Origin of the sequence: Microvirga guangxiensis, assembly GCF_900102135.1 — a bacterium.
Lineage (GTDB): Bacteria > Pseudomonadota > Alphaproteobacteria > Rhizobiales > Beijerinckiaceae > Microvirga > Microvirga guangxiensis.
Window position 1 is genome coordinate 112,707 of the sequence record NZ_FMVJ01000006.1, and the last position, 22,302, is coordinate 135,008.

Here is a 22,302-nt window from a genome sequence, read left to right on the forward strand (position 1 = left end):
GGAAACAATGATGAAACAGACTTTCGGGTCGTCCCATGTTCCCCTGTCGCCTGCGGTGAGGGCTGGGGACTTCATCTTTATTTCAGGGCAGGTGCCGGTCGGATCGAACGGAGAGTATGTCGGCGGCACCATCGAAGCTCAGACCCGTCAGGTTCTCGAGAATGTGAAGGCCGCCTTGGCTCTGGCCGGCGCTGAGATGTCCGATGTGGTCAAGACGACGGTCTGGCTTGAGGATGCGAGGGACTTCAGCGGGTTCAACAAGGTTTATGCAACCTATTTCCCCACGAACCCACCAGCACGCACAACAGCTGAAGGACGGCTGATGGTGGACATCAAGGTCGAGATCGAGGCGATTGCCTACAAGCCCATGAACCCGGCGTCCTGATCTCGATTTTGGATCGTTATTTCCTGTCGTTTACCTTATGTCTTAAGCCTTTGGCGACTTCGTTCCGCTAGTTCGAAAGCGGGACGAATAATTCCCAAAATCAGGAATAAGACAATGGCTTTGACGGGGCGTTTCAATCTCCGGAAATCGTTTTCCGGTCGTATCATTTTGCAGGTCGAGGAAGAGGTGAAGAGCGCATGGGGGCTCTTCGCGCGGCAGCCGAAACTCCGCAGGCGCTGGCGCGATGCCAAGCCGATGGATCTGCCGGCAACCGAGTTGCGCGCATTGATGGATCTGCGCAACCGTCCGCGTTTCATGGCTCAGGCTTTCGAGCCGACCCAGATCGTCAGGCCCGCGCCGTCATTGGTCGAGTCGTCTCTTCCCAGCCCCTCCATTTCCGAGGATGTGCGTTCCGTGGCGACGCACTGAGTTTGCATCCAGTCACTGGTTTGTGCCGAGACCGCGGATGCGCGGTCTCGGGCATTCGCATGGTTTGAAGGCTTCAGTCGTCGAACTGCGTATCCTGCTCAGGCGCGTCCATCAGTTCCCAGTTCTCATAGAGGTCGATGGTGGTGTGCCCCGGCATATCCTTGCCCAAATAAAGCAGCACTTCGACCCAGGGACGGCCATGAGGGCGGGGCCTGATATTCGTCACCTGCCCGAAGAACCCGGTGAGTGGGCAGCGGACGAATTCGCCGATTTCGGGCCACCGGCTCTGTTCATAACGCAACCTCTCTTCGGCTTCCTGAAGCAGGGCCCGCAGCCGTTCTACTTTCGCCTGCAGTTCAGCTGCCCGCTTCGTGCAGTGGCTTTCCTGGAACCCGTGCAGTGTCGGGCCTGACGCCGGTGCCTCGCCATACTCGATTGACGGTAACGAAATCAGACTCATCACACGTCCTTTCGCCTCAAGAATAGACCATGCAGCCGCGGCAACGCAGCTCGCGGGGATTATGGTAAAAAAGTGGTGCGGGCTGACGAGGCTGCAAGCCATCCAAAAGGATGAATGGAACGCGCGAATGCCAAGCTCGGTTGATTAGGCATGGCAAGGCTCGCGGTCATACCTCCAAACTGGCGCAGGCGACGCGTCCGGCGTCGTTCGATGCGATGCATTCTCCCTATGCTCATTGGAGCGGCACTCAGCCTCCCAGGCTATGGCTTTGCTCTGCCGTCGTCGGCCCCTCTGCCGCCGCCAAGGCCCGATCGGCCCGAACCAGCGACACAGGAGCCACAGGTGCCACCCGCTGGGGAAGACCAGCAAAAGGTTTCCGAGGTCAGCGAGGCGGACAAGGCCTGCATCGACAATCTCGAAAAACTCGGTCTGCGTTTCGAAAAGCGTCCGCCGGTGCAGGAGAACGCCTGCAAGATCGCCAACCCCGTGTCGGTCTCCGGGCTGCCGAACGGCGTGGAGATTTCTCCTGTCTCCCTCATGGAATGCCGATACGCGGAAGGGTTGGCTCGATGGGTCGGTGAGGTCGTCGTGCCTAGGGCCGGTGAGCATTTGAAGGCTGCGCCGAAAAAGATCCTGATCGGCACGTCATATCAATGCAGAGACCAGCGCTCTGGAGCGAAGCTCAGCGAGCACGCGTTCGGCAACGGGGTCGACGTGATGGGCTTTGAGTTCGACAAGAGCGGGCCCCTGACGATCAAATTCCAGGCTGAGGGTTCCCCGGAGGCTGCCTTCCAATCCGCTATTCAGAAAGAGGCCTGCGCGATCTTCTCGACCGTGCTCGGACCGGGTGCGGATGCCGATCATGGCGATCACCTTCATCTCGATATGCGCGCGCGCAAGGGCGATTACCGCATCTGCCAATGAGTGAAGGGAACACCGCGAAGGCTTTCGCCTTTGTCATGTCTCCAGCCTCATCGGGAGGCTGGTATGGTGGAGTTGAAGTATGAAAACGCTGATGTTTGCTGCTATAGGCACGATGATCGCCACGGGAGTTCTGGCCGCTGCCCCTGAGCAACTAAGCATGGAGGCGGTGAACGCCTCGGATCTCTCCGCCAAGCCTGAGAAGGAAGTCAGCCCGGTCATGATCAAGGCGCAGGTTCTGCTCGACCGCGCACGGTTTTCTCCCGGCGTCGTCGACGGGCGCAATGGCGAGAACATGAAGAACGCAGTGAAGGCTTTTGAGAAGGCAAAGGGCCTGAAAGCCGATGGCGTGCTCGACGACGAGCTCTGGGCCAAGTTGAGCGAGACCTCCAGCGATCCCGCGCTCGTCGAGTACACGATCACCGAAGATGATGTGAAAGGGCCATTCACCCCCATCCCCGACAAGATGGAGGAGCAGGCGGATCTCGAACGCCTGTCCTACTCAAGTCCGGAGGAGCTCCTCGCCGAAAAATTCCACATGGATGTGGACCTTTTGAAGGAACTCAATCCCGAGACGTCCTTCGATAAGGCCGGCACGACCATTGTCGTAGCAAATGTCGCAGCCCAGCCTGCGGAGAAGAATTCAGCCGACATCGAGAAGATTGAAGTGGTCAAGAGCGAACACGTCGTCCGGGTGCTCGGTAAGGACGGCGCAGTGATTGCGGTCTATCCCGCCTCCATCGGTAGCGAGGAAAAACCTGCGCCGACAGGCAAGCACGAGGTGCGGGCAGTCGCGCGCAATCCCAATTACACCTACAATCCGGACTACGCTTTCAAGGGAGTGAAGGCGAAGGAAAAGTTCGAGATCAAGCCGGGGCCTAATAATCCTGTCGGCTCCGTCTGGATCGATCTTTCCGTCGAGACTTTCGGAATCCACGGAACGCCTGAGCCAGAGAAGGTCGGCAAGGCCTATTCCAACGGCTGCGTGCGGTTGACGAACTGGGACGTGGAAGAGTTGGCGGGGATGGTCAAGAAGGGCACCCCGGTCGTCTTTCTCGAGTAAGAGCCGGAAGGACCGGCTCTCAATCGTCGTTGGCGGAGTTCAGCTGATCGGGCTTCATGCCCTCGTCAACTTCGGTGTCGTGCATCCTGACGAGCCATTCAAGCTGCTCCTGCACGAAGCTCGGGTCGCTGTGGAAGCGCATGGCGCAGGCTACAAGAAAGATCGCGATCTCGGGCAGGTCTTCATCGCCCATGTCAGGCAGCACGAGCTCTAGCTCCGTCATGTTGCTAGCGGTCACGATGGCTGCCTCCATGGGAGGAATGACTGTGCCGCCGCTGTCGGGAGGAAGAGCCATGGGCATATCCTTTGTTGGAGTTAAAACTTGCAGCCTGTTCTAACGCGCAGGCTCTGAACGTAAAGCCTTTGGGCGGAATGCAAGGTGCAACGCCAGAGACAAAAAACCCACCGCGTCGAGCGGTGGGTCGGTGCTTTCGTGGCGTTTCTGCTTAGTATGTGCAGACGTAGCGCATGCCGTTGGTCGAGAGGAAAGTGCCCGTTACCGGATCGTAGGAGCGGTACTTGCGGGCGCAATAGGCGGCAAGCTGAGGGTCCACCGTACCGGGGGGCGGGGGAGGAGCCGCCTGAGCCTGGCTGGCAATCGCGCTGCCGATCAGCGCTCCGGCCGCCAAGCCGACGGCGCCGGCTGCCAATGCGGACCCGCCGTCATAACCACGGTAGTGGCGGTGACGATAATAGGGGCGATAGCCGCGCCGGTAGTACTGAGCATAGCTCTCGTTCGGATAGGCCCGCTCAAGCTTGGAGAGAGCTGGCTTGCGGGCCGGCTCTGCCTGGGCCGGAAGGCCGGCGCCGAGGAGCGTGGCCGCGACCACGCCTGCACCTGCCAGGGTTACTGTGAGTTTGCGCATTGAGGACTCCCGAATTGCAATCATGCAGCGTCATGCTTTGGTTCAGAGGGCAAAGTTACACTCTCTTCCGTCAAGCTTGCAAATATTTCCAGAGCGAGTGCCGTGATGTGAGGTCAATCGACCATCGAGATGAGCGAAATGCTTTCAGAATATTTGCAACAAAGTAACTGTCTACCCCAGAGGCGTAGAAAGAACGTAGAGCCAGATACTCTCTTGAGAGCCCTGGCTTCTGAATCGCGGTTGCCGGTTTTCCCTGAAAAGCTCTGGATTTTTGTCCGGAAATCATCCAATAAGCATATGTTCTAACGTACTCTCGGGGGCGGGTTTAAATGCGTTACGTCATGCTGCTGGGAATGCTGGCGACTTTGCTGGCCGGGTCCAGTGCGGCCCAGGCTGCCGAGACTTTGCCTCGCCCCCAAGGGCCCGTCCTTCTGAAGGTTTCCGGCAAGATCGAGCAAACCAATGTCGATGGCGAAGCGCACTTCGATCGCCAGATGCTTGAGGCTTTGGGAAAGGCCTCGTTCACCACCGGGTCAGCGCTGACAGACAAGAAGCAGCTTTTCGAAGGCGTTTCGCTGCGCGCGGTTTTGGAGCGGGCGGGGGCCAAAGGCTCATCCATGCAGGCTTCCGCCCTGAACAACTACAAGATCCAGATCCCCTTGGACGATATGAAATACGAGCCCATTATCGCCATGCGCGTCGACGGCCAGGTGCTGAAGTTGCGCGATAAGGGACCTTTGTGGATCGTATATCCGCGGGACGCTTATCCGGAGTTGCAGGCGCAGATCTATGACTCGCGCTGGATCTGGCAGTTGAACAAGCTGCATGTCGAGTGACCATGAAGCTCAATGTGAAGAACCACAAAGCGGGATTGGTGACGCTTCTGGCGATGGCGGTTCTCGCCATCTGCTTGAGCTTCGCCGTCGCGCGATTGTTCAATATTGAGCGCGATCTCCGAAGCGAAGACACGCATACCAACCTCTGGATGATTTCCCAATCCCAGTTCGAGGCGGTGCTCATGGCCGAAAGCCTGGCCCGCTATGCAGGAGGCGAAACCGGCACCCAGCTGGAGCAGACTCCCGAGTTCCGGTTGGCGATCCTCATAAGCCGCATCAGCGTGTTGCTGGAGGGGCCTCAGGCCGAAGTGATCAACAAGGTGGACCTGCTTGGTGATCTCAAGACGGCATATCTCCAGCTTACGCTCGCTGAGAAGATGGTCGACAGCAACATGAGCGCCGAAGAGGCCCGTCGGCTGAGGGGCCAGGTTCGTGAATTGGGCTATACACTTCAGGCTGCGGCCAATGAGGTCATGCTGCTGAACCGTACGGAGGCCTCAGCCAAGAGAGAGATGTATATGCAGGTCGTGCTGGAGAGCTTTGCTTTCCTGACCGGCATAGTCATAAGCGCGGCTTTCCTGCTCCTTCGCCTGTTCCGTGGCATTCAGGAAGCAAACAGGGCCAAAGAACTCCTGCAGCAGGAGCAGGAACTCTCCAACCTCGTCATCAATAACGTGAGCAACCAGGGTATCGTCATGTTTGACGAGAACCAGGAATGCCTGCTCTGGAATCCGGGCATGGAAGGCGTTTTGAACGTCAAGCCGGATATGGCCGTCGGGCGGCTGATGCAGGAGCTCGACCCTCTTTTCGCGAAAGAGGATGTCGTGCGGTCCTTCAGGCTCGCGATCGAGGGAACGAGCTCCGTATTCGAAGACGAGGCAACCGACGCGGATGGGCAGCAGCGCTGCTTGGAGATCAATTGCTTTCCAGTTTCCATGGCTCACCGAAAGCTCGGCATCGCCTTCATGCGCGACGTCACCGAGCAGTGGCTCGCCCGCAAGCAGGCCGAGCGCCAGAATTTCGACCTTGAGATTAAGATCCTGCAACGCACCGCCGCTCTGCGGCAGGCCGAGCGCCGTCTGATCGCGGCGATCGAATCCGCATCGGAAGGGTTTGCAGCCTTCGATTGGACAGGCAAACTCCTCTTCGCGAACGAGCAGATCTGGGCCGCCGCTCCCGTCGCCTTCTGGTGTCGGGAGGAGATGAGCCTTCCTGTTTTCCTGCGCTGCTTTGCCATGTGCGAAGGCGCTGACCAACGTCTCCTGGTGGCTCAACCGCCTTTCGACGAGATCGAGATCGACCTCCTTATCAAGAAGGATGTGTGGGCGCGCTTATCCATCACGAAGGCGGATGGAGCGACGATTTTCGTGCGTCTTACTGACATCTCGGGCTACAAGCAGGTGGCCAACGCCCTGCAATCAGCCCTGGACCGTGAGCGCGAAACGACGGATGCCTACCGCAACTTCGTCTCGATGGTCTCCCATCAGTTCCGCACGCCGCTGGCGATCCTCGACTCAAGCGCTCAGCGCATTCTCAGGCGCGGCCCCAACCTGACACCCGACGAACTCTCGAACCGGATCCAGAAGATCCGGAACGCAGGCACTCGCCTGACCCGCCTGGTGGAAAGCGTGCTGAACGCGGCGAAGCTCGATGCGGGCCGGATCGAGCTGAATCCGGAGCCCTGCGAGCTCGTCTATCTCATCATGGATATTTGCGAACGCCAGAGCGAGCTGAATTCTCACGCGGACATCCGGTTCGATGTGCCTGAACTGCCCGTGAAGGTCTATTGCGACAGCATGCTTATCGAGCAGGTCGTCCTCAATCTCCTGACGAACGCGGTCAAGTATTCCGGTGAAAACCCGGTCGTAGAGATCAAGGTCTGGACAGAAGGAGCGCGAGCCTTCTGCTCGGTCCGCGACTGGGGAATCGGCATTCCGGCGGACGAGTTGCCTAAGATCTTCGATCGGTTCTATCGTGCCCGCACAGCCTCTGGTATCGCTGGGACTGGCATTGGGTTAAATTTTGCACAAAGAATCATGCACTTGCACGGGGGGGACATCCAAGTGGAAAGCTACGAGGCCGGAGGATCGTTGTTTACGTTCGACTTGCCGCTATCGAATGCCGATCAGGCGCAGCAGGCTGCATAAATGACCAGACCCATGAATGCTCAGAAAACGATTCTCTGCGTTGAAGACGAAGATGACTTGAGGACAGACCTCGCCGAGGAACTGGAAGCCGCCAATTACCGCGTGCTTCAGGCCTCGAACGGTGGCGAAGCCCTCAGCCTGCTCGAAAGCGAGCGTCCCGATCTCGTTCTCTGCGACATCACCATGCCCGGCCTCGGCGGTTACGACGTGCTCAAGGCGATCCGCGATCAGGGGGACAAGGCGGATGTTCCCTTCATCTTTCTGACTGCCCTAGCCGAGCGGAACGACGTGCTCGTCGGCAAACAGGCCGGCGCGGACGATTACCTCGTCAAACCGATCGATTACGAGATTCTGCTCGCCACCATCGAGGCTCGCCTTAATCAGGTCGCGCGCGTGCAGTCCAGCGCCGTGAGCCGCGCTGAAGAGGCTTGGCAGGAAATCCTCAAGTCGTCGCGCGGACGCACCGTCGAGGCGCTTTACAAGGCAACCTTCGCCTTCGACCGTTTCCTCGTCGGCGTCGTGATCGTCGATGAGAAGGGGGGCGTCCGGCTGATGAACAAGGAAGCTGAGCGTATCGTCGGCGAGAACGACGGCCTCAGCGTATCGGGAGGCGTTCTGAAGGGTGCGATCTCGAAACAGAACACGAAGCTGCATCAGTCGATAGAAAGGGCCTTCGAGGAAGAGGCTCTCGACGAGATTGTATCGTTCCCGCGCAATTCGGGCGGACGTCCCTATCTGGTGCTCGTGCCGGGGCAGCGCTTCTCGGTGGACGAGCGTCCCGATGCGGTGGTGCTGCTGGTGATCGACACCGAGCAGCGCACAAAGGTTTCCGGCGATACCCTTGTACGGCTCTATAATCTGACGCCATCCGAAACCCGCGTGGCGCTTATGCTCATCGATGGCAAGCGTCTCGATCAGATCGCCGAGGAGCTTGAAGTCGCCCAGACCACTGTGGTTTTCCACCTGAAGAATCTCTTCAGGAAAACGGAAACCAACCGACAGGCGGATCTGGTGCGTGTACTCCTTTCGGTGCCTCTGCGTACCACGAACGATTGATCAGAATGGTGGGCGGGTGCTTTCGTTAAGACTTCGCTCACCATCTGACTTGAAACAAGGTTCCGCCGCTGCTTTGCCATAATCTGTTCAGCTTCCAGTGAGGTTTGTGGAGCTATCGTCGGTGACAAGAAAGGGAGAGCGGAATCTCCCTCCTGCTTGTAGGTGACGATCCATGAAGCTGTTCAAATTCTTCTCCGGCACGGCTGCCGCTCTGGCGCTGGTCTCCGGTCTCGCCGTCGCCGAGCCTGCCGCCGCTCGCGACCGCGGAATGTCTCCCGGCGCAGCGGCTGCTGTCGGTGTTCTCGGCGGTCTTGCGGTCGGCACCATCGTCGGCGCGACAGTGGCCCAGCAGCCGGCTTACGCAGCTCCGGCGCCTGTCTATGTTGCGCCTCCGCCGCCGCCGCCAGCTCGCGTCTATGTGGAGGAGCCGGCTCCGGTCGTGTACCGCGAGCGTCCGCGCCGCGTTTATGTGGAGCGTTGCTCCACTGAGCGCTATCGCGAATGGGTGCCGGGCTGGGGCTGGGAATACCGCTCCCGCCAAGTGTGCCACTGATTGAATTCTTATTGTATCGGAGAAGGCCCGTTTTCGAGCGGGCCTTTTCTTTTGGTCGAGTTGAGAAACCTCGATTCCGGTGCCGCGTTGACGGGTGAGCCATAACGCGAGGCCTGCCATGAGCGACACACCGCGCAACCAACCTGCTGCCGATCAGCCGAAACTCAATCCTGGTGATCAGGCCGAACCCGGAGCGCCGGGCGCTGGCGAGAATATCTGCCCCGAATGCAAGGGCAGCGGGCAGATCGGCGTGACGTCCTGCCCGAATTGCGGCGGGACAGGCAAGATCATCGAGGGAATCGGCGGGGCTTAAGGCTGCTTGTCGGGCTTCGCCATCCACCGGATGAGCGGCATGAGAGGCACGATCCAGATCAGGCCGAGCACGATATAGGCCAGGGTTTGGACGAGCTTGGGGGCCTCGGTGATCCGCCCCTCCGCCACGGCCATGGCAAACAGCGCATAGGTCGTGATGAATACCAGCATCACCACCGTTCCGATCAGCTTGCGCACTCGCATGCCCATGATCAAACCCTTCTCATCCCCACCGCATGCATGGCGGTGCGTCACTGGCATTGATTGCCTCTGAGAGGCTCAGCCTCTATGTGACAGGCCGTATCCTGGGTTCAAGTCTTAAATCATCGGTGAGAAGAGCATGGCTGTCGCAGCCTCAAGTCAGGGCGTGCCGCTGGCGCGTCTGCCCAAAGCCCAATCGCGCTCCACGACTCTCGTGAGAACCTGGCTCTATATCCTTGCGGCGCTCGTGGTGCTGATGATCGCGGTCGGCGGAGCCACTCGCCTGACGGGATCGGGCCTCTCGATTACAGAATGGAAGCCGGTTACCGGGGCCATCCCTCCACTTACGGAGCAGGCTTGGCAGGCCGAGTTCGAAAAGTACCGGCAGATTTCGCAATACGAGCTCGTGAACAAGGGCATGACCCTGTCCGAATTCAAGTTCATCTATGGCTGGGAATGGGGCCACCGCCAGCTTGGCCGCCTCATCGGTTTGGTGTTTTTCCTGCCATTGGTCTGGTTCTGGGCGCGAGGCATCATCAAGGGCAGGCTTGCTCTTACTCTTCTCGGTATCGGCGCCCTTGGAGGGCTGCAGGGCGCGATCGGCTGGATCATGGTGGCCTCAGGCCTTGAGCCTGGCATGACGGCTGTCGCCCCGATCAAGCTCACCCTGCATCTGACGGTCGCGAGCGTGATTCTGGCCTGTCTGGTGTGGGTCGCAGCGGGCCTGAAAGACCGCAGCGCTTCTCCAGCTGAGCAGAGTGCAGGCGTTGCGCCGCGTGTTTTGGTTGGCCTTGTCCTAGCGCAGATCGCCCTAGGCGGCCTCGTTGCAGGCTCGAAAGCCGGCTATACCTACAATACTTGGCCGCTCATGGATGGCGCCTTGGTCCCACCGTCGGAAGCTCTGTTCGTTGTAAAGCCTTGGATCGAGAACTTCGTCGACAATGTTGTTCTGGTCCAGTTCAACCACCGCATGCTGGCCTATGTGCTCATTGCTTTTGCCCTCTGGCATGCTTGGAGCTTGCGCCGCAAGGCTCTGGGATCGGCGGCGGCCCGGCGTGCCACGGGTATAGCGGGCCTTGTCTTTGCGCAGATGGTTCTCGGCATCGTAACGCTTCTGCTCGTCGTGCCGCTCTGGGCAGGGTTGGCGCATCAGGTACTTGCTATGGCCGTGCTCGCCATGGCGACTGCCCATGCCCGCGTAAGCGCAGCCTGAATAGAAGAAGGACGGCCCTGAGGCCGCCCTAACTCTGTCCATCCGGCTTAAAGATTAGCGGATGACCTGAACGATGCGGCGGGTGCCGGGCTCGACCAGAACCGGGGTGTCGTTGACCACGGTGTAGCGGTAGTTGGTCACGCCGTACTCGGCCGGAACTTCATAATACTGCACGCCGGAAGCGGGGAGTGTGGCACCCACGCGAACTTCTTCCGTGTAGCGGTAGGACGGCACGCCCTGGGTCACAACGTACTGACGGAAGCGGGGCTGAGACTCGCCGGCAAGGCCGCCGACAATCGCGCCCGTCACGCCACCCACGGCTGCGCCGATCGGGCCGCCAACGATGGCGCCGCCAACGGCACCCGTCGCAGCACCGGCAGCAGCGCCGCCTGCAGCCGGGTCCTGAGCAAAGGCAGCGGCGGGGGTAAGGGCCATGAGAACGGCACCTGCAAACAGAATCTTCTTGGACATTGTCAGCTCTCCATAACTGGTGAAGTCGGGAGCTTAACGACTAGCTTCGAGGGTGGTTCCGGTATTGATATGGGGTTGCAAAAGCGCGTAATCCAAAGGAAATAGTCCTGCCAATTTGCTTGATCGCGGGATCTAAAACCTACTTTCATCTATTATGTTGCGGGTTCTTATTTTCCTGGCCGCTTGAATTGCTTTCGAGCTGTCGTCTCCATTGCTGGACCAGCGGAATGATGCAGTTGAAGGGTCTATCTTCCTGCCCTTGCGGAAGCATTTTCTGAGCAAAAACGCACTCACTGCTTGGGGATATGCACAGAGTGATCGAAGGTCGAGTTAGGAAATCAGGTCTTGTTCTGCTACAGATGAACAATATTAAGCTCGCGTTAAGCAGAGGGCGGCGGGCTTCAGGAAACGGCTTATGAGGAGTCAGGCATGAATGTGCTGGTCTTTGCTTCGCGGAAAGGCGGCTCGGGTAAGAGCACGCTCGCTGCACATCTCGCGAGCTATATTGCCAATCCGTCCCGCAAGACGCTGCTGATCGACAACGATCCGCAAGGGTCCCTTTCTCTCTGGCACAAGATTCGCGATCAGGAGTATCTTGGCCTGAAGCACAATGTGCGCAATCTCGGCGATGCGCTGCGGGACGCCAAGCGTGACGGTTACGAGTGGGTTCTCATCGACACTCCTCCCAACAAGTCGCCAATCGTTGCCGAAGCCATCAAGCACGCGACCCTCGTCATCATCCCAGCTCGCGCGAGCCTGTTCGACATCGCGGCTTTGCAGGATACGGTCCAGTTCGCGCGTGAGATGCGTAAGCCCTATGCTGCGGTGATCAACGCGGCCCCGGCTAAGCACGGCGACAAGGAAGATCCAGTCGTGGCCGATGCCCGCGGTGCGCTCAATGCCTTGCAGGTGCCTGTATGGGCCGGTCAGATCACCCACCGCCCTGAACTCACGTTGTCCCTCGCAACCGGCGAAGGCGCACGGGAGTACAAGCCCAATTCTCAAGGCGCCGAGGAAATCGGACGTCTTTGGACGGCTCTTGAGCGTTCTCTCAATGCCATTCACAACACCTACAAGAAGGCCGGCGGCTCCTCGCGCGCTGCGTAACGAGCCGACAGTTTTCCGAATGAGAAAAAGGCGGCTTCAGGCCGCCTTTTTTATTGCCTGTGCTGGCTTGGCACGTGCCGAACTCGCTCCTTGTGGGAATGGCTTTGGAAACTCCGGGAAGCCACCCCTGTATAGGCAAGATTGCGTGGAAGCATTTCAGACGGCGGCAGTTTGATTTCGGCTGGCAGTGACTGAAATAAATGCCCGGCGCTAGGCCGGGCATGACGTGTTCCTGTTGGAGGAGGGCTTACGCCGCATCCAGGGCTTGGTTGAGATCTTCGATCAGGTCGTCCGTGTCCTCAAGGCCGATGGAGAGGCGCACCACCTCGGGGCCTGCACCGGCCTGGGTCTTCTGCTCGTCCGTAAGCTGGCGATGAGTGGTGGAGGCGGGGTGGATCACCAGAGAGCGCGTATCGCCGATATTGGCGAGGTGCGAGAACAGCTTGAGGTTCGAAACCAGCTTCACTCCCGCCTCGTAGCCGTCCTTCAGGCCGAAGGTGAAGACGGCTCCAGCGCCTTTCGGGCAGTATTGCTTGGCAAGGTTATGATAGCGGTCGGAGCGCAGGCCGGGATAGCTGACCCAGGATACCTTGCTGTGGTTGGCGAGATGTTCGGCAACAGCCAAGGCATTATCCGAATGGCGCTGCATGCGAAGCGGCAGGGTTTCGATGCCGTTGAGGATCAGGAAGGCGTTGAACGGGGATAGGGCGGGGCCGAGGTCGCGCAGGCCGAGTACGCGGCAGGCAATGGCGAAGCCGAAATTGCCGAAGGTTTCGCCCAGCACCATCCCGCCGTATTCCGGACGCGGCTTGGACAGCATGGGATAACGGTCGTCTCCTGCGAAATTGAACGAGCCGCCATCCACGATCAAGCCGCCGACCGAGTTGCCGTGACCGCCCAGGAACTTGGTGGCCGAGTGCACGATGATGTCGGCACCGTGCTCGAACGGACGGATCAGGTAAGGCGAAGCCATCGTGTTATCGACGATGAACGGAATGCGATGCTTCTTGGCGATGGCGGCGATCGCCTGAAGGTCGACGATCACGCCGCCTGGATTCGCGATGGACTCGACAAAAATCGCCTTGGTACGCGGGGTAATGGCAGCCTCGAAGGACGAAGGATCGTCGGAATCGGCCCAGACCACGTTCCAGCCGAAGTTCTTATAGGCGTGATTGAACTGGTTGATCGAACCGCCATAGAGCTTGCGGGCCGCGATGAATTCATCGCCCGGCTGAAGCAGCGTGTGAAACGTCAGGAATTCCGCTGCGTGCCCCGATGCGACTGCCAATGCTGCCGTCCCGCCTTCGAGGGCGGCCACGCGCTCTTCCAGGACGGAGCAGGTCGGGTTGCCGATGCGCGAATAGATGTTGCCGAAGGCCTGCAGGCCGAACAGGGAAGCGGCATGATCGACGTCGTCGAACACGAACGAGGTCGTTTGATAGATCGGCGTCGCCCGAGCGCCCGTCGCAGCATCGGGGGCTGCCCCCGCATGGATGGCAAGCGTGTTGAAGCCTGGCAAACGATCAGACATGGCGGGAGCCCTTTTCCTTAACAGTAACGTTGTGTTCTCTTTAAAGAACGAAACGTTCGTCGGGTCAAGGAGGTGTTGAGGGCCCCGCTTAAGACTTATGGGCGATTAAGGCCCAGCTTCTGGAAGCCCTTGCCGGAAAGGACCGGTTTCTTCGAGCTGAGCATCCGCGAGTTCACGCCCTGCCAAGAAATCTCGCCTGAGAGGCGACCGAATTCGATTTTGGGACAACGATCCATCACGACCTTGATTCCCTTGGCCTCGGCTTTGGCGGCAGCTTCTTCGTTGCGCACGGAGAGCTGCATCCAGATTACCTTTGGGAGGGGAGCAAGGGCGAGCGCCTCGTCCGTGATAGGCCCGGCGGCTTCCGAGTTGCGGAAGATCTCGACCATATCGATAGGGCCCGGCACCTCGGCCAGCGATCCATACACCGTTTTGCCCAGCAGTTCCCCGCCTGCGAGGCCCGGATTGACTGGAATCACGTCATAGCCCCGTTCCAAGAGGTACTTGGTGACGATCCAGCTCGGGCGGGCGGAATTCGCTGAAGCACCTACGAGCGCGATGGTCTTCACGCTGTTGAGAATGCCGCGGATATAATCGTTCGGGTAATTGCTGTGATCCATGGCGAGAACGTATGGGATAGGGCAGGGCAGTTCAACGGGCATTTGACGCATGGCATTCCATCACCCGATCATGACCAAGGACGATCTGGCTGCGTTCCTGGATCGGGAGTTTCCTCAGCTGCACATTGGCGGACAGACTTACTTCATCGAGGAGGTCGGGCCGCTCTCGGCTCGCATGCGGATGACTTATCACGAGCGGCACCTGCGGCCGGGCGGCACCATCTCGGGACCATCCATGATGGCGCTAGCCGATGTCGCGCTCTATGCCGCAATCCTCGCCCATATCGGTCCGGTAGCGCTCGCCGTTACGACCAGTCTCAGCTTCAACTTCTTGCGTAAGCCGGAGGCACGCGACCTCATCGGTGAGTGCAGGCTGCTGAAGCTGGGCAAGCGCCTCGCAGTAGGGGAGGTGTCGATCTACTCGGAAGGCCGCGCCGACGTGGTTTGTCATGCCACAGGCACGTATTCGATTCCCTCATGAAGATGCCGCTCAAATACCTCGTTGGCTGGAGCATTATTGTTGGTTCTCTGCTCGCCTTTGCAGGCTATGCGTGGCTTGGCCCGCTTTTGATTCCTGAGAGAATGCCTTGGGAAGCTAAGAACGCACATGCGAAATGCATTGAGGCGATTGCCGGGTCTCTGCCTTGGCCGTCCGAGCCCAAAGCCGCATGCCGTGCCATGACCATGTGTGCCAACGAGGCGACCTTGAATCCTCGGCAAAGCGTCTCGTTGCTATCGGCAATGCGGAAGCTGCCGGAGTGCGCTGAACTCTGAAATGCAAATGTGGTATCTGAATACAGTTTATGTGGTATACAGGTACCTATATGGTTCAAGTAACTGATATTATTCGTGTTTTATTGAATTCCTTGTGTGTCAAAGTCTGTTGACTTGGGGCGTTAAACTCACTAAACACCCTCTCACTCGCCGCCGCATCTCGCGGCGGTTTGTCGTTTTTCAGAACCTGAGCCCGATAGGGCTCTCAACGGGAACCAGCGCAATGAAGACTACGACTTCGCTGAAGCCCGCCGAGGTCGAGAAGAAGTGGGTTGTGATCGACGCAACGGGCCTCGTGGTAGGCCGCCTTGCTTCGGTCGTTGCGATGCGCCTGCGCGGTAAGCACAAGGCAAGCTACACGCCCCACGTCGACTGCGGCGACAACGTCATCGTCATCAACGCCGATAAGGTGGTGTTCACCGGCCGCAAGCGCGAGCAGAAGGTGTACTATCACCACACCGGCTATCCGGGCGGTATCAAGGAGCGCACCGCGCGCTTCATTCTTGAGGGCCGCTTCCCTGAGCGCGTCGTCGAGAAGGCTGTGGAGCGCATGCTCCCCCGCGGCCCGCTTTTCCGCCAGATCATGGGCAACCTGCGCGTCTACGGCGGCGCTGAGCATCCTCATACCGCTCAGCAGCCGGAAGTCCTGGACGTCGGTTCCCTCAATGCCAAGAACGTGAGGGCCTAATCCATGGCGACCCTTCAGTCTCTCGCCGATCTGGGCACCAACACCCAGAACGCCGCTCCGGAAGCTCCGAAGCACGTCCAGAAGCTCGACTCCCTGGGTCGCGCTTACGCCACCGGCAAGCGTAAGGACGCTGTCGCCCGCGTGTGGATCAAGCCCGGTTCCGGCAAGATCGTCATCAACGACCGCGCTGTCGAAGTTTACTTCGCTCGTCCGGTCCTCCGCCTGATCCTGTCGCAGCCGCTGCAGATCGCTCAGCGCGAAGGCCAGTACGACATCGTCGTGAACGTCAACGGCGGTGGCCTCTCCGGCCAAGCCGGCGCGGTCCGTCACGGCCTCGCCAAGGCGCTGACCTACTACGAGCCGGAGCTTCGCGGCCCGCTCAAGAAGGAAGGCTTCCTGACCCGCGATCCGCGCGTCGTCGAGCGTAAGAAGTACGGCAAGGCCAAGGCCCGCCGCAGCTTCCAGTTCTCGAAGCGCTAATCGCTTCCAGGCTATGGTTTTCGAAAAGGGCGGCTCTCGGGCCGCCCTTTTTGTTTGCGACAGAGGGGAACGCGGTTGATGCGGTCGTCCTTTGCTCAGAGCTAAATCGGTTATATGTGACTGAACCCATCGGCGGCCAAAGGTGGAGCGTATCGACCATGACAACCATGACCCAGAATTCTGCAGACCTCTCGCAGGCCACGAAAACCGTCTTCATCGACGGCGAGGCAGGCACGACGGGCCTCGGCATCCGCGAGCGCCTCACGGATGTGAATGGCGTCGCGATCCGCAGTATCGATCCGGCTCGCCGCAAGGACCCGGAGGCCAAGCGCGAAATTCTCGCCGATGTCGATCTTGTCGTGCTCTGTCTGCACGATGACGCTGCGCGCGAGACGGTGTCTCTGGTCGACGGCCTCAATGGCAAGAAGCCGAAGATCCTCGATGCCAGCACGGCGCACCGAGTCGCTTCCGGATGGGCTTACGGCTTCGCGGAACTGGCTCCTGAGCAGAAGCAGGCTGTCTCGACGGCTGACCGGGTTGCCAATCCGGGCTGCTATCCCACAGGCGCCATTGCGCTGTTGCGGCCGCTGGTCGATGCGGGCCTCATCCCAACCGATTATCCGATCAGCGTGAACGCCGTGAGCGGCTATAGCGGTGGCGGTCGCTCCATGATCGAGGCCTACGAGGCAGGCACGGCTCCCGCCTTCGAACTCTACGGCCTCGGCTTCGAACACAAGCACGTGCCTGAGCTGCAGAAATACACCGGCCTGACCCGTCGGCCGATCTTCATTCCGTCCGTGGGCAATTTCCGGCAGGGCATGCTGGTAAGCATCCCGCTTCACCTCGATATGCTTCCGGGCAAGCCGAAAGCCGCCGATCTGGAGAAGGCGTTGATGGAGCGCTACCGGGGCGGAGGCTTGGTCAATGTCGTCCCGACAGTTTCGGAGGGCAAGAAGATAGAGCGCATCGAGCCCGAGGCGCTCAACGATACCGATCGCTTGGAACTCTTCGTCTTCCAGCACGACAGCTACAATCACGCCGTGCTGGTGGCGCGCCTCGACAATCTCGGGAAGGGCGCTTCGGGCGCGGCCGTGCAGAACATCCAGCTCATGCTTGGATTGGCGTAAATAAAAAGGCCTCCACTCAGGAGGCCTTTTTGTTAATGGCCTTGACGGCCCTTGCTCGTGTCCAGCGCTTTCTCTTCGAAAGCCACGAAACGCTGGTGCTGCTCGCCAAGGCCCTCGATGCCGAGGCTCACCACGTCGCCGGGCTTGAGATAGCGCGGCGGCTTGAGGGCCATGCCGACGCCGGGAGGCGTGCCAGTGGTGATCACGTCGCCCGGCTCGAGGATCATGAAGTGCGAGACGTAGGAAACGATCTGCGCCACGTTGAAGATCATGGTCTTGGTGGAGCCGTTCTGCATGCGCTCGCCATTCACATCGAGCCACATGGAGAGATTCTGGGCGTCCGGGATCTCGTCCTTGGTCACGAGCCAAGGGCCGAGAGGGCCGAAGGTCGGGCAGCCCTTGCCCTTGCTCCAGGTGCCGCCGCGCTCGAGCTGGAATTCACGCTCCGAGACGTCGTTGCAGACGCAGTAGCCCGCGACGAATTCAAGGGCCTCATTGGCTCCAACATAGGAGGCCTTCGAGCCGATCACGATGGCAAGCTCGACCTCCCAATCGGTCTTCTGGGAACCGCGCGGAATAACAACATCGTCGTTCGGGCCCACAATGCACGAGGGCGCCTTGTTGAAGACAATGGGCTCCGCCGGGATCGGCGCGCCGGTTTCGGCGGCATGATCGGCATAGTTAAGGCCGATCGCGATGAAGTTGCGGACCTGGCCTACACAGGAACCAAGGCGCTGGCCTGAAGGAACTGACGGAAGCGTGCTGGGATCGATATCCCGGAGGCGGGCCAAGCTGTCCGGAGACAGGGTGGCGCCTGTAATATCAGCGACGACCCCCGAGAGGTCGCGAACCTCTCCCTGGTTGTCGATGATTCCCGGCTTTTCCTGACCAGCCTCTCCAAATCTCACCAACTTCATCAAGCGATCCTCTCGTTACGGCAGGCTTCTATTTGCCACATTCACGCCTGCCTACAATGCACTTTCTGAGTCCAGATATGTTGCCGTTATGCCACGAGAGTGGAGAAAGAGCGTCATTTATCGCGGGAGAGCAGATGCAGCATAATTGCATTTTGGTGCGGCTTATACATTGGTTTACATGTGAACCATATGTATTGGATGCAAGTTGCTTAATTTGACTTTCAATACCCAAAGTAAAAGTGAGCAACTTAGGTAAGTATCCAGTTTTGCTCGCGGGGTGATGGAACTTTCATAAGGTCATTGCAGCAAAAATAAAGCATTGGCACAGTGTCCTTAATGCGGGGTCCCCGCAACAAATCAAAATAAGGGCAGGAAGCTTCACATGAGCCGTCTCCATCGTTCTTTGTCCCTCGCTGCGGTCTCTTTCGCCGCTCTCATCGCCGCCCAAAGTGGCGCGCAGGCTGGCGGTTTTGCGATCCGTGAGCAGAGCGCCACCGCTCAGGGCTACTCGTTCGCGGGTGCCGCATCCGGCTCGGGCTATCTCTCCTCGATGTTCTGGAACCCCGCGGTCATCACGATGATGCCGGGTTGGATGAGCGAGTCGCATCTTTCGCTGATCATTCCGCGCGTTGAGATCGATCCGAACCCGTTCCTGACGCCAACCGCCATTTTCGGCGCTTCCGGCGATATCGGTCAGGACGCCCTCGTGCCCGCCGGCTACGGCTCCTACCAGATCAACGACCGGCTCTGGATCGGTCTGTCCAGCTCCTCACCCTACGGTCTCGTGACCGATCCTCGCGAGAACTGGGCCGGTCAGGCCTACTCCCGCTCCTCGAAGATCTTCTCGCTGAACATCAACCCGGTCATCGGCTTCAAGGTGAACAATTGGCTGTCGGTCGCTGCCGGTCCGTCGCTGCAGTATTTCGACATTCGCCTCAAGAGCGCTGTCCCGACGCCTCTGTCTGTGCCTGGCACCGTCGTGCGCCCCGGTCAGCCGAGCGGCATTCTCGATGGTGACGATGTCGGCTTCGGCTTTACGGCAGGTTTGACCCTGACGCCGGTCGCCGGAACGACCATCGGTATCGGTTACCGTTCGGCGATTTCGCATAGCCTCGAAGGCGACTTCACGCTTCCCGCTGGCGCTGTTGCTCCGATCGCGATCCGCACTCCGATCGAGGCATCCCTCCGGACCCCCGACCAAGTTACTGTCGGTCTGTCGCAGGTGATCTCGCCAGCCATGACCGTTCATCTCGGCTTCGAGTGGACGAACTGGAGCGTGCTTAAGACCCCGCTCGTCACGAATGCGAATACGGGAGCCGTCGTTCAGGACCTTCCGCTCAACTACGAAGATGGTTTCTTCTATTCGCTGGGTATGGACTACAAGCTGAACAATCAGTGGACCGTGCGCGCCGGCTTGGCCTATGAGCAGTCGCCGATCGACACGGAAATCCGTTCCACCCGCCTGCCGGACAATGACCGCATCTGGGCTTCGCTCGGTGTTGGCTATCAGTGGAGCGACAAGCTGTCGTTCGACCTCTCCTATACCCACATCTTCGCCAAGGAAACCGACATCCGCATCGTGCAGGGTCATCAGGATTTCGCAGGGTTGCCCTTCGTGGCTGATGTCGACGCCAGCGTCGACATCGTGTCGGTGGGCCTGCGCTATCGTTGGGACGACCCGAAGGTCGCCATCCCGGCCGCTCCGATCGTTCGCAAGTACTGAGACCGGAAGGTTCACAGCAAAAAGGCCGGCGGAAACGCCGGCCTTTTTCGTTGGGGCTTGCGAGGTCCGCTTCTAAGCCCGTGCAAGCACGTAAGTCCCCGGCGCATCGCAGAGAGGTTCGAGTTTCCCGCCGCCAGGCTCCCTCGCAGGCACTTTCTTCGGCGCCTGGTTCTCGATCCATGAAAACCAATAGGGCCACCAGGAACCCGTCGTCTCCTTGGCCTTGGACATCCACTCTTCCAGCTCGCCCTCAGCGGGACCGCCCGTCCAGAACTGATATTTCGGCTTGGTGGTCGAGTTCACGACGCCTGCGATATGGCCTGAGCCTGCAAGCACGAAATCGACCGGACCTCCAAACATCTGCGAGCCGACGAATACCGAGCGGGCAGGGGCGATATGGTCTTCCTTGGTGGCAAGATTGAAGATAGGAGCTTTGATCTTCTTCAGATCGAGCTTCATGCCGGCAAGCTCCATCTCGCCCTTGGCGAGCTTGTTCTCAAGGTAGCAGTTGCGCAGATAGAACGCATGGTTAGCTGCAGGCATGCGCGTGGAGTCGGAGTTCCAGTAGAGCAGATCGAAAGCCGTGGGCGCCCGACCCTTCATGTAGACATTCACCACATTCGACCAGATCAGGTCCGTGGGCCGCAGCATGTTGAAGGCGTTGGCCATCTTTGAGCCGTCGAGATACCCGCGCTTCTTCATCTCGGCTTCGACGGTGCGGATCTGCTCTTCGTCAGCGAACACCTTCAGGTCGCCCGCATGGGTGAAGTCCACCTGCGCGGTGAAGAAGGTGGCGCTGTCGATGCGCTTGTCGCGCTTTGCCGCCATGTACGCCATGGTGACCGCAAGCAGCGTGCCGCCGACGCAATAGCCGATGGCCGTCACCTTTTTCTCGCCCGTTGACTGCTCGATGGCATCGAGCGCCGCGAAGATGCCATCGGTCATATAGTGCTCGAAACCCTTCTCGGCATGCTGCTCTGCAGGGTTGACCCAAGAGATGCAGAAGACGGTGAGCCCCTGCGCAACGGCCCAGCGGATGAAGCTCTTTTCCGGGTTCAGATCGAGAATGTAGTACTTGTTGATCCAGGGCGGCACGATCAGCAACGGGCGCTTGAGCACCTTCTCGGTCGTGGGCGCGTATTGGATCAGCTCAATCAGGTCGTTGCGGAAGATGACCTTGCCAGGGGTCGTGGCAATGTTCACCCCGACCTTGAAATTGCTGGGATCGGTCTGACGGATCTTGAGCTCGCCTCGTCCGGCCTGAATGTCCTCAGCCAGCATCGCCATACCGCGTGCGAGGTTCGCACCGTTCTCCTTGATCGTCTCGCGGATCAGTTCGGGGTTGGTCAGCAGGAAGTTCGAGGGCGATAGGGCGCTGGAAATCTGCTTGATGTAGAATTGCGCCTTATGCCTCGTCCGTTCGTCGAGGCCGTCGGCCTCCTCCACCATGTCCTCCGCCCAGCGGGAGGAAATCAGGTAGGCCTGCTTGAGAAAGTCGAAGACGGGATTCTCTGACCATTCCGGGTCTTTGAAGCGGGTATCCTTGGCCTCGGGCTCCGCAACGGGCTCGACAGGCTCGCCCTGGGCTTTCTTGAGGGTCGATGCCCAGAGGTCGAGGAATTGAGAGCCGAGGCGCGTTTGCGCTTCGAGAGACTTCTGAGGGTCGCTCATCCAGGTTTCGGCCACGCGCCCCAGAGTCCTGATCGCCTCCGAGGCGTCGTTTGCCATCTCCGGAGGGGAGCCCCGCTCTTCCAGCGGCTTGAGATAGGCGGCCGTTGCCTTGGTCGCCCCCTCGAAAAAACGGGCCATATTGCGCGAGAGCTCCTCGAAGTCTGGAGCTGAAGACTGGGTCTTCTCTTCACCGTATGGCTTGTCCATAAGGCGATCTCCCTCTATCTCGCGGCATTGCCCAGGGTGAGCATTTCGAGCATCTTAGCGCTCGATCCACGATCTGTGCAGTTATTCTCTTAGGTTAGCGACAATGCGTATTCAGTTTCCGACGGCATCCCGCGCACCGGCTTTGATCATGGCCGTGCTGGTTGCTGCTAACGTCACAGCCTGCGCAGGTGGTTCCAATCCGGTCCGCGATATTGCGACTGCGGTGGGGGCAGGTCCCAAGACTGCTCCGACACCAGACTTCGTAGCCCAGTCGCGCCCGCAGAGCCTGGATTACATGCCGATTGGAACGCCTGTCGAAGGGCGGCCCACGCCGGCAAGGAGCCCTGACGAGATCAAGGCAGCCGAATCCGAGCTCGATGCCCTGCGCGCCCGCAACGAATCCGCCGGAGCGGCTGCGGCCCGTTTAGGTGGAACGCCGCCGCCGGAGCCGATCAAGATGCCGGTCAACACGCCGCAGAGGCCACGCCAGAAGACGAATTCCAATACCAATCGCTAGAATCTATACCGGATTCATCCAAATCCG

The 22,302-nt window shown here is 59.5% G+C and carries 27 protein-coding genes; 18 read left to right on the plus strand and 9 right to left on the minus strand.

The window, feature by feature from the left end:
• The first annotated feature begins 7 nt into the window (after positions 1 to 7).
• Positions 8 to 385 (plus strand): RidA family protein, encoded by a 378-nt coding sequence (locus BLP10_RS11500; RefSeq protein WP_091134519.1) that lies wholly within the window; start codon positions 8 to 10, stop codon positions 383 to 385.
• A 114-nt stretch (positions 386 to 499) separates the two neighbouring features.
• A complete protein-coding gene (locus tag BLP10_RS11505) occupies positions 500 to 814 on the plus strand; it encodes a hypothetical protein (RefSeq protein WP_091134521.1) in 315 nt (104 codons plus the stop codon).
• A 73-nt stretch (positions 815 to 887) separates the two neighbouring features.
• Here BLP10_RS11505 and BLP10_RS11510 read toward each other — a convergent pair whose 3' ends face one another.
• Complete coding sequence (locus BLP10_RS11510; RefSeq protein WP_091134523.1) at positions 888 to 1,274, minus strand: hypothetical protein; 387 nt, start codon at positions 1,272 to 1,274, stop codon at positions 888 to 890.
• Positions 1,275 to 1,616: 342 nt separating this feature from the next.
• Between BLP10_RS11510 and BLP10_RS11515 the strand changes: the two genes are divergently transcribed.
• Both BLP10_RS11515 and BLP10_RS11520 read left to right on the plus strand, forming a co-directional pair.
• Positions 1,617 to 2,198, plus strand: a complete 582-nt coding sequence (locus BLP10_RS11515) for an extensin-like domain-containing protein (RefSeq protein ID WP_244510495.1) — start codon at positions 1,617 to 1,619, stop codon at positions 2,196 to 2,198.
• A 79-nt stretch (positions 2,199 to 2,277) separates the two neighbouring features.
• Positions 2,278 to 3,258: a L,D-transpeptidase family protein gene (locus BLP10_RS11520; protein ID WP_091134526.1), complete on the plus strand. Its 981-nt coding sequence runs from the start codon at positions 2,278 to 2,280 to the stop codon at positions 3,256 to 3,258.
• Between the two features lie 19 nt (positions 3,259 to 3,277).
• Here BLP10_RS11520 and BLP10_RS11525 read toward each other — a convergent pair whose 3' ends face one another.
• Together BLP10_RS11525 and BLP10_RS11530 are read right to left on the minus strand one after the other, a co-directional pair.
• A complete protein-coding gene (locus BLP10_RS11525) occupies positions 3,278 to 3,553 on the minus strand; it encodes a hypothetical protein (protein ID WP_139165477.1) in 276 nt (91 codons plus the stop codon).
• 151 nt (positions 3,554 to 3,704) lie between these two features.
• Complete coding sequence (locus tag BLP10_RS11530) at positions 3,705 to 4,124, minus strand: BA14K family protein (protein WP_091134530.1); 420 nt, start codon at positions 4,122 to 4,124, stop codon at positions 3,705 to 3,707.
• 329 nt (positions 4,125 to 4,453) lie between these two features.
• On the opposite strand from BLP10_RS11530, the gene BLP10_RS11535 reads away from it, so the two are divergent.
• The 5 genes from BLP10_RS11535 (at position 4,454) to BLP10_RS11555 (ending at position 9,029) form a co-directional block, all read left to right on the plus strand.
• Positions 4,454 to 4,960 carry a putative pterin-binding protein gene (locus tag BLP10_RS11535; protein WP_091134532.1) on the plus strand — a complete coding sequence of 169 codons (507 nt, stop codon included), beginning with the start codon at positions 4,454 to 4,456 and terminating at the stop codon, positions 4,958 to 4,960.
• Positions 4,961 to 4,974: 14 nt separating this feature from the next.
• Positions 4,975 to 7,107 carry a sensor histidine kinase gene (locus BLP10_RS11540; RefSeq protein ID WP_175493889.1) on the plus strand — a complete coding sequence of 711 codons (2,133 nt, stop codon included), beginning with the start codon at positions 4,975 to 4,977 and terminating at the stop codon, positions 7,105 to 7,107.
• Between the two features lie 12 nt (positions 7,108 to 7,119).
• Positions 7,120 to 8,163, plus strand: a complete 1,044-nt coding sequence (locus BLP10_RS11545; RefSeq protein ID WP_175493890.1) for a response regulator — start codon at positions 7,120 to 7,122, stop codon at positions 8,161 to 8,163.
• A 172-nt stretch (positions 8,164 to 8,335) separates the two neighbouring features.
• Complete coding sequence (locus BLP10_RS11550) at positions 8,336 to 8,716, plus strand: hypothetical protein (RefSeq protein ID WP_091134538.1); 381 nt, start codon at positions 8,336 to 8,338, stop codon at positions 8,714 to 8,716.
• A gap of 118 nt (positions 8,717 to 8,834) precedes the next feature.
• On the plus strand, positions 8,835 to 9,029 hold the full coding sequence (locus BLP10_RS11555; protein ID WP_091134539.1) for a hypothetical protein: 195 nt from the start codon (positions 8,835 to 8,837) through the stop codon (positions 9,027 to 9,029).
• On the opposite strand, the gene BLP10_RS11560 is transcribed toward BLP10_RS11555, so the two are convergent.
• Positions 9,026 to 9,238, minus strand: coding sequence for a DUF2842 domain-containing protein (locus tag BLP10_RS11560; RefSeq protein ID WP_091134541.1), 213 nt, complete (start codon positions 9,236 to 9,238; stop codon positions 9,026 to 9,028). The genes BLP10_RS11555 and BLP10_RS11560 overlap by 4 nt on opposite strands.
• A 130-nt stretch (positions 9,239 to 9,368) precedes the next feature.
• Between BLP10_RS11560 and BLP10_RS11565 the strand changes: the two genes are divergently transcribed.
• The gene (locus tag BLP10_RS11565) at positions 9,369 to 10,442 is read left to right on the plus strand and encodes a COX15/CtaA family protein (protein WP_091134543.1); all 1,074 of its coding nucleotides are present in this window, start codon (positions 9,369 to 9,371) and stop codon (positions 10,440 to 10,442) included.
• Between the two features lie 54 nt (positions 10,443 to 10,496).
• On the opposite strand, the gene BLP10_RS11570 is transcribed toward BLP10_RS11565, so the two are convergent.
• On the minus strand, positions 10,497 to 10,913 hold the full coding sequence (locus BLP10_RS11570; protein ID WP_091134545.1) for a DUF1236 domain-containing protein: 417 nt from the start codon (positions 10,911 to 10,913) through the stop codon (positions 10,497 to 10,499).
• 429 nt (positions 10,914 to 11,342) lie between these two features.
• Between BLP10_RS11570 and BLP10_RS11575 the strand changes: the two genes are divergently transcribed.
• Positions 11,343 to 12,020, plus strand: coding sequence for a ParA family protein (locus tag BLP10_RS11575; RefSeq protein ID WP_091134547.1), 678 nt, complete (start codon positions 11,343 to 11,345; stop codon positions 12,018 to 12,020).
• Between the two features lie 247 nt (positions 12,021 to 12,267).
• Here the strand turns inward: BLP10_RS11575 and BLP10_RS11580 are convergent, their stop codons facing one another.
• Positions 12,268 to 13,551, minus strand: coding sequence for an O-acetylhomoserine aminocarboxypropyltransferase (locus tag BLP10_RS11580; protein WP_091134549.1), 1,284 nt, complete (start codon positions 13,549 to 13,551; stop codon positions 12,268 to 12,270).
• A gap of 95 nt (positions 13,552 to 13,646) precedes the next feature.
• Positions 13,647 to 14,171: a CoA-binding protein gene (locus BLP10_RS11585; RefSeq protein WP_244510510.1), complete on the minus strand. Its 525-nt coding sequence runs from the start codon at positions 14,169 to 14,171 to the stop codon at positions 13,647 to 13,649.
• 49 nt (positions 14,172 to 14,220) lie between these two features.
• Here BLP10_RS11585 and BLP10_RS11590 point away from each other — a divergent pair, with 49 nt between their 5' ends.
• From BLP10_RS11590 to argC, 5 genes are all read left to right on the plus strand, one after another.
• Positions 14,221 to 14,652, plus strand: coding sequence for a PaaI family thioesterase (locus BLP10_RS11590; protein WP_091134551.1), 432 nt, complete (start codon positions 14,221 to 14,223; stop codon positions 14,650 to 14,652).
• Complete coding sequence (locus BLP10_RS11595) at positions 14,649 to 14,945, plus strand: hypothetical protein (protein ID WP_139165480.1); 297 nt, start codon at positions 14,649 to 14,651, stop codon at positions 14,943 to 14,945. The genes BLP10_RS11590 and BLP10_RS11595 overlap by 4 nt, the downstream gene beginning before the upstream one ends.
• A 223-nt stretch (positions 14,946 to 15,168) precedes the next feature.
• The gene (gene rplM / locus BLP10_RS11600) at positions 15,169 to 15,633 is read left to right on the plus strand and encodes a 50S ribosomal protein L13 (RefSeq protein WP_091134555.1); all 465 of its coding nucleotides are present in this window, start codon (positions 15,169 to 15,171) and stop codon (positions 15,631 to 15,633) included.
• A gap of 3 nt (positions 15,634 to 15,636) precedes the next feature.
• A complete protein-coding gene (gene rpsI, locus BLP10_RS11605; protein ID WP_091134558.1) occupies positions 15,637 to 16,113 on the plus strand; it encodes a 30S ribosomal protein S9 in 477 nt (158 codons plus the stop codon).
• A 158-nt stretch (positions 16,114 to 16,271) separates the two neighbouring features.
• Entirely contained in the window at positions 16,272 to 17,240 is a 969-nt protein-coding gene (gene argC / locus BLP10_RS11610) for an N-acetyl-gamma-glutamyl-phosphate reductase (protein ID WP_425286949.1), read from the plus strand.
• A 32-nt stretch (positions 17,241 to 17,272) separates the two neighbouring features.
• Here argC and BLP10_RS11615 read toward each other — a convergent pair whose 3' ends face one another.
• Positions 17,273 to 18,157 carry a fumarylacetoacetate hydrolase family protein gene (locus BLP10_RS11615; RefSeq protein ID WP_091134559.1) on the minus strand — a complete coding sequence of 295 codons (885 nt, stop codon included), beginning with the start codon at positions 18,155 to 18,157 and terminating at the stop codon, positions 17,273 to 17,275.
• Between the two features lie 382 nt (positions 18,158 to 18,539).
• Between BLP10_RS11615 and BLP10_RS11620 the strand changes: the two genes are divergently transcribed.
• Positions 18,540 to 19,880: an OmpP1/FadL family transporter gene (locus BLP10_RS11620; RefSeq protein ID WP_091134561.1), complete on the plus strand. Its 1,341-nt coding sequence runs from the start codon at positions 18,540 to 18,542 to the stop codon at positions 19,878 to 19,880.
• A 72-nt stretch (positions 19,881 to 19,952) separates the two neighbouring features.
• Here BLP10_RS11620 and BLP10_RS11625 read toward each other — a convergent pair whose 3' ends face one another.
• Complete coding sequence (locus BLP10_RS11625; protein ID WP_091134563.1) at positions 19,953 to 21,758, minus strand: PHA/PHB synthase family protein; 1,806 nt, start codon at positions 21,756 to 21,758, stop codon at positions 19,953 to 19,955.
• Between the two features lie 103 nt (positions 21,759 to 21,861).
• Here BLP10_RS11625 and BLP10_RS22830 point away from each other — a divergent pair, with 103 nt between their 5' ends.
• The gene (locus tag BLP10_RS22830) at positions 21,862 to 22,275 is read left to right on the plus strand and encodes a hypothetical protein (RefSeq protein WP_139165481.1); all 414 of its coding nucleotides are present in this window, start codon (positions 21,862 to 21,864) and stop codon (positions 22,273 to 22,275) included.
• Positions 22,276 to 22,302 lie beyond the last annotated feature (27 nt).

Bases quoted from the DNA above. Each gene is read 5' to 3' on its own strand.
- BLP10_RS11500 (WP_091134519.1), top strand. From the start codon at position 8: ATGATGAAACAGACTTTCGGGTCGTCCCATGTTCCCCTGTCGCCTGCG.
- BLP10_RS11505 (WP_091134521.1), top strand. From the start codon at position 500: ATGGCTTTGACGGGGCGTTTCAATCTCCGGAAATCGTTTTCCGGTCGT.
- BLP10_RS11510 (WP_091134523.1), bottom strand. From the start codon at position 1,274: ATGAGTCTGATTTCGTTACCGTCAATCGAGTATGGCGAGGCACCGGCG.
- BLP10_RS11520 (WP_091134526.1), top strand. From the start codon at position 2,278: ATGAAAACGCTGATGTTTGCTGCTATAGGCACGATGATCGCCACGGGA.
- BLP10_RS11525 (WP_139165477.1), bottom strand. From the start codon at position 3,553: ATGGCTCTTCCTCCCGACAGCGGCGGCACAGTCATTCCTCCCATGGAG.
- BLP10_RS11530 (WP_091134530.1), bottom strand. From the start codon at position 4,124: ATGCGCAAACTCACAGTAACCCTGGCAGGTGCAGGCGTGGTCGCGGCC.
- BLP10_RS11535 (WP_091134532.1), top strand. From the start codon at position 4,454: ATGCGTTACGTCATGCTGCTGGGAATGCTGGCGACTTTGCTGGCCGGG.
- BLP10_RS11545 (WP_175493890.1), top strand. From the start codon at position 7,120: ATGAATGCTCAGAAAACGATTCTCTGCGTTGAAGACGAAGATGACTTG.
- BLP10_RS11550 (WP_091134538.1), top strand. From the start codon at position 8,336: ATGAAGCTGTTCAAATTCTTCTCCGGCACGGCTGCCGCTCTGGCGCTG.
- BLP10_RS11555 (WP_091134539.1), top strand. From the start codon at position 8,835: ATGAGCGACACACCGCGCAACCAACCTGCTGCCGATCAGCCGAAACTC.
- BLP10_RS11560 (WP_091134541.1), bottom strand. From the start codon at position 9,238: ATGGGCATGCGAGTGCGCAAGCTGATCGGAACGGTGGTGATGCTGGTA.
- BLP10_RS11565 (WP_091134543.1), top strand. From the start codon at position 9,369: ATGGCTGTCGCAGCCTCAAGTCAGGGCGTGCCGCTGGCGCGTCTGCCC.
- BLP10_RS11570 (WP_091134545.1), bottom strand. From the start codon at position 10,913: ATGTCCAAGAAGATTCTGTTTGCAGGTGCCGTTCTCATGGCCCTTACC.
- BLP10_RS11575 (WP_091134547.1), top strand. From the start codon at position 11,343: ATGAATGTGCTGGTCTTTGCTTCGCGGAAAGGCGGCTCGGGTAAGAGC.
- BLP10_RS11580 (WP_091134549.1), bottom strand. From the start codon at position 13,551: ATGTCTGATCGTTTGCCAGGCTTCAACACGCTTGCCATCCATGCGGGG.
- BLP10_RS11585 (WP_244510510.1), bottom strand. From the start codon at position 14,171: ATGGATCACAGCAATTACCCGAACGATTATATCCGCGGCATTCTCAAC.
- BLP10_RS11590 (WP_091134551.1), top strand. From the start codon at position 14,221: ATGGCATTCCATCACCCGATCATGACCAAGGACGATCTGGCTGCGTTC.
- BLP10_RS11595 (WP_139165480.1), top strand. From the start codon at position 14,649: ATGAAGATGCCGCTCAAATACCTCGTTGGCTGGAGCATTATTGTTGGT.
- rplM (WP_091134555.1), top strand. From the start codon at position 15,169: ATGAAGACTACGACTTCGCTGAAGCCCGCCGAGGTCGAGAAGAAGTGG.
- rpsI (WP_091134558.1), top strand. From the start codon at position 15,637: ATGGCGACCCTTCAGTCTCTCGCCGATCTGGGCACCAACACCCAGAAC.
- argC (WP_425286949.1), top strand. From the start codon at position 16,272: ATGACAACCATGACCCAGAATTCTGCAGACCTCTCGCAGGCCACGAAA.
- BLP10_RS11615 (WP_091134559.1), bottom strand. From the start codon at position 18,157: ATGAAGTTGGTGAGATTTGGAGAGGCTGGTCAGGAAAAGCCGGGAATC.
- BLP10_RS11620 (WP_091134561.1), top strand. From the start codon at position 18,540: ATGAGCCGTCTCCATCGTTCTTTGTCCCTCGCTGCGGTCTCTTTCGCC.
- BLP10_RS11625 (WP_091134563.1), bottom strand. From the start codon at position 21,758: ATGGACAAGCCATACGGTGAAGAGAAGACCCAGTCTTCAGCTCCAGAC.
- BLP10_RS22830 (WP_139165481.1), top strand. From the start codon at position 21,862: ATGCGTATTCAGTTTCCGACGGCATCCCGCGCACCGGCTTTGATCATG.